This window comes from Virgibacillus sp. DJP39 (assembly GCF_049310925.1).
GTDB lineage: Bacteria > Bacillota > Bacilli > Bacillales > Amphibacillaceae > Virgibacillus_F.
In genome coordinates this window covers 1-10,238 of sequence record NZ_JBMERP010000100.1, presented here as the reverse complement: position 1 = coordinate 10,238, position 10,238 = coordinate 1, and the positions used below count along the sequence as shown (strand labels likewise).

General features: G+C 36.6%; 8 protein-coding genes, 1 pseudogene and 1 riboswitch. Of the genes and pseudogenes, 4 read left to right on the top strand and 5 right to left on the bottom strand.

Features of this window, described 5'->3' with window-relative positions:
• Positions 1–173 precede the first annotated feature (173 nt).
• The 3 genes from ACOI1D_RS19440 to ACOI1D_RS19430 all read left to right on the top strand — a co-directional run bounded on the left by ACOI1D_RS19440 (position 174) and on the right by ACOI1D_RS19430 (position 5,339).
• Positions 174–3,356 (top strand): SNF2 helicase associated domain-containing protein, encoded by a 3,183-nt coding sequence (locus ACOI1D_RS19440; RefSeq protein WP_422503614.1) that lies wholly within the window; start codon positions 174–176, stop codon positions 3,354–3,356.
• A gap of 412 nt (positions 3,357–3,768) precedes the next feature.
• A riboswitch (ZMP/ZTP riboswitch) is annotated at positions 3,769–3,848 on the top strand.
• Between the two features lie 42 nt (positions 3,849–3,890).
• Positions 3,891–4,613 (top strand): IMP cyclohydrolase, encoded by a 723-nt coding sequence (locus ACOI1D_RS19435; RefSeq protein WP_422503613.1) that lies wholly within the window; start codon positions 3,891–3,893, stop codon positions 4,611–4,613.
• Between the two features lie 30 nt (positions 4,614–4,643).
• The gene (locus tag ACOI1D_RS19430; protein WP_422503611.1) at positions 4,644–5,339 is read left to right on the top strand and encodes an HAD family hydrolase; all 696 of its coding nucleotides are present in this window, start codon (positions 4,644–4,646) and stop codon (positions 5,337–5,339) included.
• 172 nt (positions 5,340–5,511) lie between these two features.
• Here the strand turns inward: ACOI1D_RS19430 and ACOI1D_RS19425 are convergent, their stop codons facing one another.
• From ACOI1D_RS19425 to ACOI1D_RS19405, 5 genes and pseudogenes are all read right to left on the bottom strand, one after another.
• Positions 5,512–5,862: a type II toxin-antitoxin system RelE/ParE family toxin gene (locus tag ACOI1D_RS19425; protein WP_422503609.1), complete on the bottom strand. Its 351-nt coding sequence runs from the start codon at positions 5,860–5,862 to the stop codon at positions 5,512–5,514.
• The gene (locus ACOI1D_RS19420) at positions 5,846–6,112 is read right to left on the bottom strand and encodes a hypothetical protein (RefSeq protein ID WP_422503607.1); all 267 of its coding nucleotides are present in this window, start codon (positions 6,110–6,112) and stop codon (positions 5,846–5,848) included. Before ACOI1D_RS19420 ends, ACOI1D_RS19425 begins: the two co-directional genes overlap by 17 nt.
• Positions 6,113–6,233: 121 nt before the next feature.
• Positions 6,234–7,077, bottom strand: a pseudogene (locus ACOI1D_RS19415) (tyrosine-type recombinase/integrase).
• Positions 7,078–7,502: 425 nt separating this feature from the next.
• Positions 7,503–8,126 carry an NUDIX hydrolase gene (locus ACOI1D_RS19410; RefSeq protein ID WP_422503606.1) on the bottom strand — a complete coding sequence of 208 codons (624 nt, stop codon included), beginning with the start codon at positions 8,124–8,126 and terminating at the stop codon, positions 7,503–7,505.
• 260 nt (positions 8,127–8,386) lie between these two features.
• A complete protein-coding gene (locus tag ACOI1D_RS19405) occupies positions 8,387–9,784 on the bottom strand; it encodes a methyl-accepting chemotaxis protein (RefSeq protein WP_422503604.1) in 1,398 nt (465 codons plus the stop codon).
• 257 nt (positions 9,785–10,041) lie between these two features.
• Here ACOI1D_RS19405 and ACOI1D_RS19400 point away from each other — a divergent pair.
• The coding region (locus ACOI1D_RS19400; RefSeq protein ID WP_422503602.1) for a metallophosphoesterase at positions 10,042–10,238 on the top strand (197 nt) is incomplete at its 3' end.

The window sequence follows — 10,238 nt, the reverse complement described above, 5'->3', positions numbered from 1 at the left end:
CCCGTTTTCTTATACTAACTTTAGTATTTTCCATTGAGGTAATATTATTTATACTAACTTATCAAAACTCTTCAGAAGCGTTACATATAAGAAAAAACGTTAGCGTATGGTACAATCGTGGTAGCAGAAATCTAACTAATTTAGCAGAATGTCCTTACGAAGGAGCGAGGCATTTGGATATAGATATAGATCAAACTATTATTAAAAATATGTGCGGTATTGTCTCCTTTAAAAGAGGAGACTCTTTTTATCGTGCGAACAAGGTGACTTTTAAAAGCTACAGTCCGGACAAATGTGAGGCTGTTGTAACAGGAACAGAAGATTTCCATGTCACTGTTGAAAAAAATGATAAGGATGGATTTCATACACAATGCAGCTGCCCCACACTGCCTTCATTTAAAAATAAATGCCAGCATATAGCTGCAGTTCTACTTGCAGTTTCTAAACAGAAGAACTCTCAGGCTGAGTCAAATAACCAGGTACTTTCAGAAGACTTAATTAATCTTTTCACAGACAGGCCGGCACGATTAAGTTCAAAGCAGTTTCATTTTGAAGAGAGAGAGTTAGTGGATGCAGTGTTCACCTGTAAGCCTATACACATAGGCAATGGACATTATTTAATCGAATTGGAAATACAAATTGAACAAACTAAAGTGCAGCATACCCGTGATTTTCTGGGACAAGCCCAAGGCAGTACTAGAAGCAAAGGCTTGCCAATTTTCGATCCAGCAATCCATTGCTTTGAAGAAGAAACAGACGCAGTTATTCAAAAGCTTACACAAGTGATCGTTGATGAAAAGGTATATGTGAATGGTCTTTCTGAAGAATCAGACCTTATGTTCAGTAATCATAGCCTGCTTATTCCGCCTTCTTCGTGGGCACAAGTCGCTCCTCTACTAATAAAAGCACCATCCGTGAAGCTTGCTTATCACGGAAATGTATATAATGGCCTTCACTTATCAGACAGTCCCCTTTCTTTACAGTTTGACGTGAAGGAATCAGAAAACACAGGCTTCCTCTTGAAGATAGAGGGGTTAAACAAGATGATTGTGTTGGACGCATACAGCTGTGTTTTAGTTGATGGAAAGCTAATTAAGCTGGAAAGTAGTGACTGCAAAAGACTTTTTGAACTAAAACAGATGGTGAATAGATCAGAGGCAGACCTGATTCCAATATCTCAGGATCAAGCTGGTTTATTTATAGAGAAAGTTGTCCCAAGCTTAAAAAGGCTAGGTAATATACGGCTGCCTAAAGAAATTTCAAATCAGTTTGTAGAAACACCCTTGACCGCGAAACTTTACTTGGACCGAGTTAAAAATCGACTCCTTGCTGGTATAGAATTTCATTATGGCAACAGTGTCATCAACCCATTAGAAAATAGTGAGTCATTTTCTCAGACTGTACTTTTCAGAGATGAAGAGAAAGAATCCAATATCCTGAATCTTATGGAGGAAATTTCATTTGGCAAGACGGATGGCGGGTATTTTTTGCATAATGAAATGCTCGAATATGAGTTTTTATACCATGTCCTACCAAAACTGCAAAAGTTAGTACAAGTCTATGCGACCACTGCAGTAAGAAATCGAATTTCAAAAGCCCCGGCTAAACCAAAGGTGAGTGTGAAGGTTAAACGGGAGCGAACAAATTGGCTGGAATTTAAATTTGAAATGGATGGTATTCCTGAAAAACATATACGTGAGATTTTAGAAGCAATCGAGGAAAAGAGGAAATATTATCGTTTACGGGATGGGGCCTTACTATCACTTGAGACTAAGGAGTTTGAGGAAATAAAGCGGTTTTTTAATGCCGTTCCGGTTCAGGATGAGGACCTTGAAAACGGATTGAATTTGCCTATAGTACAGGGACTTCGGCTCCTAGATTCTACTAATGGGGATAATGTGTTTACGTTTGAGGATTCATTTCGTCAATTTCTTGATAGCATTCGCAATCCCGAAAGCATAGAATTTAACATCCCTAATAATTTAGATCATGTACTGAGAGACTATCAAAAAGACGGATACAGATGGATGAAGAAGCTTGCCAGCTATGGATTTGGGGGTATTCTTGCAGATGATATGGGACTTGGTAAAACATTGCAGAGTATTACATTTACTTTGTCTGAACTTTCTCTCATCCGAGAGAAAAAGATCCCAGTCCTGATTGTTTGCCCTTCATCGTTAACCTATAACTGGTTGGATGAATTCAGCAAATTTGCTCCTATTGTACAAGCTTCCATACTCGATGGTAATAAACAAGCACGGATAAAGCTCCAAAAACAAATTATGAACAGTGATGTGGTAATCACCTCCTATCCTCTATTGCGCGCAGATATCAAGTGGTTTGAAAAACAATCCTTTCATACTGTTTTTTTTGACGAGGCCCAGGCCTTTAAGAACCCTGTTACACAAACTGCACGAGCTGTAAAAAAGATACAGGCTACAAACCGCTTCGCCTTAACAGGTACACCAGTTGAGAATTCACTGGAGGAGCTATGGTCAATTTTTCACGTTATCTTCCCTGAGCTGTTCCAGGGTTTAAAGGAATACAGTAATCTTTCAAGGAAAAAGATTGCCCGAAGAATTCGCCCATTTTTACTTCGCAGGTTGAAAGAAGATGTACTTTTAGAGCTTCCTAAAAAGAGTGAGTCAACGGATTCAGTTGAATTGCTTCCTGAGCAAAAGAAATTATATGCAGCTTACCTGGCAAAGCTTCGACATGATACATTGAAACATTTGGATAAAGATACACTTCGAAAAAATCGAATCAAAATCCTTGCTGGATTGACCAGACTCAGGCAGATATGCTGCCACCCGGCACTGTTCGTAGACGGTTATCAGGGAAGTTCAGCTAAATTTGAACAGCTAATGCGTATTATCGAGGAAGCACGACTTTCAGGGAGAAGGGTATTAATCTTTTCACAGTTCACGAAAATGCTGCAGCTGATAGGTAAACAATTGTCCATTCAAGGGTTATCTTTTCTATACCTTGACGGACAGACCCCATCAAAAGAACGTCTTCAAATCAGCAACCGATTTAATGCCGGAGAAAGCAATTTATTCCTGATTTCTTTAAAGGCAGGCGGAACTGGTCTTAATCTCACTGGGGCAGATACCGTTATTCTCTATGATATTTGGTGGAATCCGGCAGTCGAAGAACAAGCTGCTGACCGTGCCCACAGGATTGGACAAACCAGTGAAGTACACGTCATCAAGCTGGTTGCTCGTGGAACCATCGAAGAAAAAATAAATATACTTCAGGATAAAAAAAGACATCTTGTTGAAGAAATTATCAACCCTGATGAAAAAGTGCCGTCCAGCCTTACAGATGATGATATTAAGGAAATTCTAATGATATAAATTTCCTAAACTAAGAAAAGCCCAAGCGCCCGTTTAGCAACGTACAAATTTGAGCACTCTGCAATGAGATAAAGGAAACATGGTGAGGCACGATCCGATGTTGACTTATCGTAGTGAAGGAGTGTGAGGTTTGCTAGTTGCTGGGCGCTAAAACTGGACAAACTGATTACGGCTGTAAGAATGTACCACTTCTGCCATCTTTTTTACCAGTGTTTACCACAAGGTTTACCACTTGTTGCCACCGCATTTACCAATAGGGTAATATTTAAAATAATGAAGGACAAAAAAGCCTAATTACTCCTTCTTTAAGCGAGAAATTAGGCTCTTGATCTTTCACAAACGCGCCCCGTTTGAGTAACTATGGTTTTTCTTTTATGAATTATCTGCTAGAATGTAGATAATATAATTAGACTTTTGAATGTGTGACTGGCGAAAAGTGGAATACCACAAGGAAGCGCATTCTTTTTACAGCCGTTCGCCTGGGCAAAGCATTTGACAGTTACTGTCAAATGCTTTTTTAAAGGGGTGTATTCATTGTTAACTAGCTTATGTAAAAACAACATTAACCAACTGAAAAACATTTCATATCCGGGACGGGGTATCATAACTGGTCTTAGTCCAAATTCTAAGAAATATATACAAGTCTATTGGATAATGGGTAGAAGTGAAAATAGCCGGAATAGGATTTTTATTGATGAAGAAGGGTTCGTTAAGACAGAGGCATTCGACAAAGAAAAATTAGTAGATCCGTCTTTAATCATTTACTATCCTATAAAGTTTTATCAGAATTACCATATCGTCTCAAATGGAGACCAAACCGATACAATTTATGAAGCTCTCAGAAATAAAAGATCATTTGAAACCGCACTGAAAAGTAGGACGTTTGAGCCTGATTCACCCAATTTCACACCGCGAATATCTGGAATAATAAATATGAATAAGGACAACCCAGCTTATCAATTATCTATATTAAAAACATTTAATAATAATCCAAATTACTGTTTACGTCAATTTTATGATTACGAAAAAGGATTACCTGGACTTGGACACTGTATACATACTTATGCTTCAGATGGAGATCCATTACCATCCTTCTCAGGAGAACCATTTGTTGTTGAGCTTTACGACAGCATTGAACAAACAGCGGCGTTTTATTGGGAAACCTTAAATGTAGAAAATAAAGTCTCTCTTGTAGTAAAGTCCATTGATATTGAAAGTAACATTTCACACATTTTTGCCATGAATAAAAACCAATAGAATTTTGTTATACAGGGAGAATTGGAAAAAGTGAATAGAATAAAATTAATATTATTTGATTTAGATGATACCTTATTTAATTTTGAACTGTTTTGGACAGAGGGAATGAAAGAAACAATGAGACTTCATCCTATAACTTGTGCAATAGAGACAGAAAGTCTATTTCAGCGATTTAAGTATTATAGTGATAGTTTGTGGCAACAAAAAACAACATTTAATGAGTATAGACAATTGCGATTAATGAAAGCATTAGATGACTTCGGAATCACCGTATCGAAAGAAAATGCTAACAATTTTAGTGATTTATTTAATTTAACATACCTAGAGCTTATAAAACCCACACATACAATTAATAACATGCTCAAGAGGTTATCAGATACGTATAAGCTTGGTATAATTACGAATGGCGCATATGATACCTGTTATAAAAAGGTGATCAAATTAAAAATGGACGATATATTCCCAGTAGAATCAGTCTTTATTTCTGAAGAAGTTGGTTATTCTAAACCACACCCTCAAATTTTTAAATTAGCTATAAATCACTTTGCCACAGAACCAAACGAGGCATTATTTGTGGGTGATAATTGGACAGCAGATATTGAAGGAGCCATAAATGTAGGTATGTCTACAATCTGGATAAACAATAAAAAAGTGATACCAACTTCTATACAAAAACCAACTGCAATTATTGATACTGTACTGGATATTGAGTCATTATTAAGCTAGGTGAATTAATAAATGTAGAGGATAGCATTAAATACACAGCGTTTTTAACAGGACTCGGTGTTTATTTTGTCGATTATTCCCCAGTATTTTTTATGTTTAAAAGCATTATTAAACTTCGAAATCCATCACAAAAACGCCTACTGATCTTCAACAAAATGGCCCGATTCATGAACTATTTTATTCGTTTTCGCTTTGAACGGGATGGTAAAATGTTAATGACATCAATATCTTTTTCATTTTCATAAACTGCATAAAAAACCACATAATTTAGCATTCGATGGCGGCCTTTTCCGTATGTAAGGCAACGCAAACCTTTAAAAGACCCCTGCTCAACCATCCTTCCAGCATATGGAAAAGAAGATAACAGATGATCAATTTCATCAATCATGTTATCTTCTTTAGCAAACCACCATTCAAGCACAGCTTCTCCTTGCTCTGCAAAGAAGGCTTGGATTTGATCCAAACACCTGTTAAACTCTTCTGTAAAATGAACCAAAAATTTCTGGTTATCCTCTTTGGTCATACCGCAGCTCCTTTAATTCCTTTGCGGTATACCTTTTCATGTCTGGATTATCAAGAAAACGCTGGAGCGAGTCTTTTAATTCCGGGTATGATTCAATTTCCTGTTCCAAATTGCCAAGGCTTTCATCTGCTGAATCCGTATTATGCACTTCAAGGGAGAACAGTTTTCCATCGGCCACAAACAAAGCCTCATTTTGATCATCCAATGCATTTGCGAGTTCTTGTTTTACATTTTTGCTTAACGCACTCATTTTGATCACCTCAAAAGATTCTTTCTATTTATTATAACACAGTTTAAAGTCGTCCCGGACATCATTACACCATTTAAATAAGGATGTTAAGGTTTACGAATTCACTTTTTCCTGTTTTCCTTTAAAAATACTTGTTATAAAAATGATATCTTAATTTCCCACTAAGATGGGCATAAATTCTTGTCGTTTCACTCTTTTCATGACCAAGCAGGCTTTGAATTACCTCTAAAGGCGCACCATTGTCAATCATGTGTGTGGCATAACTGTGACGTAATTGGTGTGGATGAATCATCTTGTTGATTCCAGCACGGTTAGAAATACGTTTAACAATATACCTCAAGGAATCTATACTCATACGTCTTTTAGGATTACGCTCTGTGACAAATAAACAGGGTTCATCATCGTCACGTTCATCTAAATATCTTTTCAGCCAAATTGCACAACGTACATTAAAATATACTTCCCTTTCCTTATCACCTTTACCATGCACAATTACTGAGTTTCCTGCGAAATTAATATCGTCTCGGTTTAATTTCGCGACTTCTCCAATCCGGCAGCCAGTCGTATAAAAAAAATTCAAACAAAGCATTCTCCATCAGTGTATGGCATCCTTCACGAAGATGCTCAATTTCATGTTCAGAAAGAAACTTTGGAATTCGCTTCCCTAACTTAGGTTCTTTTAATTTTGCAGCGGGATTTTTTAAGATAAAGCCTTCCTCGTGCGCCCATTTAAACAATGACTTAATGAATCGTACACGATGACCTAAGCTGGAAGGCTTTAAATGTTCTCCAGCTTCGCCTAGATATTGTTTCAATTTTTCCGTTGTAACATCTACCATTCTAATATCACCGAAATAACGCCTTAAAAGATTACATTGAAAGCCATACATTTTTAATGTAAGAGAGGAATAACCTTCAATTCTTTTATCAGATTTGTACTTTTCCCATGTTTCCGACAACAACATACTTTTCACACTCCCATACTATAAATCTCTTAATTTCCTTCCAGTCAGTATGGTCATTTGATACAGCCTTTATTCCACAATCGAAATGTAATAAGGTGTAAGTTCTAAACTTGTCAAAAAATAAAGATAAGGCGCCTTTTCTGCTCAAGAAATGCGCCCTTTTGCGGAAGATTAGCTTTATTGAAAATCAATCAAATAAGTACAACAAGTATAACATTTATAATTCAATATACGTATGACTTTTTAACTTTAATCATCCAGAAGGTGTGAGGTGGTAATCGCCTGTCATTTACTGGTACACTTCTTGTCATTTAGTGGTAAAAAGTATGTCAGCGTTGGTACATTTCCTTGGCCGTAATCAGACAAACTTTCATTTATACTTTCTGAAACTAAAAAAAGTGATGTTTCCTATATAAAAAGAAACATCACTTTTTTTCTGCGATTAAGTCAACAAAGTGCGAGAGAATTTTTGCGGTGAGACCCCAGATGACCTTATCCTCATAAGTGTAGAAATACTCATCTATTTTGCCTGTCCGCCAATTGTAATTCTCACCACCTGCAATAAGATGCAGCGGGAAGTTCTCCTCTGGTTCCATTTTAATATGTACAGAATGAATTTTTGGTCGTGTGTTTAAAAAAAAGGAGAGTGGAACAGTAAATACTTCCGCAACTTCTGCGGTATTTGGCTTGATAAATTCAAATCCCTCAATATAACCCACATGTGGATAAACAATCATTCCAAATGGGGAAACTAAGTAATTCAGCGGGGAAACATCTGAAATTTGTTCTGAGCTAATTCCCAGTTCTTCTTCAGTTTCTCGAATAGCTGTCACCTGGTCGGTAGGATCCTGTTCTTCCATTCTTCCTCCAGGAAAACAAATTTCTCCAGGCTGCCTTCTTAAGTTTTGTGAGCGAATTTCAAATAGTATATGAACATCGTCTTTTTTTTGAATGAGAGGCAGCAGGACAGCGTATTTTGAAAAATTTTCACTTCCAAGAACAGTGGAAGTATGTCCCTTAACTTTATTCTGGATTGTACCTAAATCCATATATTCACCCCAAAAATTTATTTACTATCCCTTTACTATACCATAATTAACAGAAGGTTTGGACTCTACAATTAAGATTAGAAAACTTGGCTTATCACCAAGCTATATGGCGAAAGCCTTAGTTGCACTTATGCAGAAAGAAAGTGTTTATACTTTCTTTCTGCTTAAAATAATACCATTAAATGGGATTCCGTTTTGGTGAAAATCAATTGGGCCTCTTTCCTTTTAACAGAAAGAGGCCCTTATATTACAAAATCTTTCTATAAATGTTTACTATCTTTTGTTTCTGCATCAATTTTAAATTGTTTGACGGAGTGTTTTAATTCGGCACCCAATTCATTTAATTGTTCTGAGCTTTCTGCAATGGTATCCATAGATGCTGACGTTTCTTCAGTGGCAGCTGATACCTCTTCGGTACTGCTCCCTGATTCCTCAACAAAAGAGGCTACCGTATACATTAAACTAGTCATTTTTTCGGAAGTGGTTACTTCTTCATTAGTGATTTTCACAATTTCATTAATAGCTTTTTCAGTTTCATTCACTGCTTCCACTATTTTTTCTAATGCATTTCCTGCCTTCTGTACTGCTGCAACACCTGTTTCAACCTCATTCTGACTATTGGTGTTCGCCTCAACAGTTTTTGATGTCGTTACTGTAATCTTTTTTATCAATTCAGAAACATCTTCAGCACCTTTTGTAGATTGTTCAGCAAGTTTTCGTACTTCATTCGCTACGACAGCAAATCCTTTTCCAGCTTCCCCAGCACGTGCTGCTTCTATCGCTGCATTCAGTGCTAACAGGTTGGTTTGTTCAGCAATTCCTGTTATCATTTCTGTGATTTTTGTAATCTCATTAGAGTATTTATCTAATTGTCCTATCAACTGCTTTGTCTCTTCTGTACTTTCTTTAATGTTACCCATTTTCTCTATTACATCTACTACTGTTTCTTTACCCTCATAAGCAGAGTGATAGGTTATTTTAGAGTGTTCATTCGCAGTTTCCGCTTTATTTTGGGCTGTTTGGATAAGGGAAGCAAGGTCTGTTAGAGCCTCAGACACATCCTTTACAGCAACATTACCTTCTTCTGCCTTTTCTGCTAATTGGTGAATATTTTGTGCTACATCTTTACCAGAAGCTGATACTTCTTCTGAAGCAGCTGCCATTTCCTCTGATGTAGTAGCCACATGAGTGGATACATCACTCACCAATTTAATGACTTGATTTAAATTTGATAACATACTGTTGAAGGATGACGACAATAGTGAGAACTCATCATTAGTGCTCACCGATACTTTTTTCCCTAAATCTATCTCATCACCTTGTATCTCTTCAAGGTCCTGCATCATTTTGTTGATCGGTTGTTCCACAAACTTTTTTAAACCGTACATAACAAATACAATCATAATAATTAAATTTACAATAATTGTAAAATAAGTTTGTACTATAGTATTAATCCCTTCATCTAAGAACTCCAGTGCACCAGAATCTAAAACAAGGTTTTGAATATATGAAATTGGAGCACCCATCAGTAAACTAAATAGTGTTGCACAGACAATTAGTAGCGATATTTTTTTCTTCAATGTCCACTTTATTTTTTTCTTTTTCCATAATTCTATGTCTCCGTTTATCTGGTTAGTTATTGTGCTTTGCTTTTGCATTAAGTATCGTTCCCCCAAGTTTGTATAATAGATTTGCTTATATCTTTTATCGGAACATTTAAGCTTAATTTAACCCTTTGGAAATATTTACATTTTTATTTTTTTACATAAAAACTAAACAGATAAGGGTAGACGTCATAAGGACGTCTACCCTGCATCGTTTCTATTTCACTGGAGCTATACATTTTTAATAGGCTCATTCTCTTTTCTTTGCTTTGATTGAAATGACTTACTGAACCTGACAGGTGGGTATGTGGATGGATAATACCTCCACCGTTAAACGTGTTGTAGGACGAGTTGTAGAGATGGAACCGAGTGCAGTGTTACTATTAGGAGATTACGTTTACCACTCTGTAGGTAACAGGGAGGCTGAAATGAAGAAGGTTATGGACTTTCTGGAACCATTATCTAAATCTAATATACCCACCTTTGCCCTTCTTGGAAACCATGATTA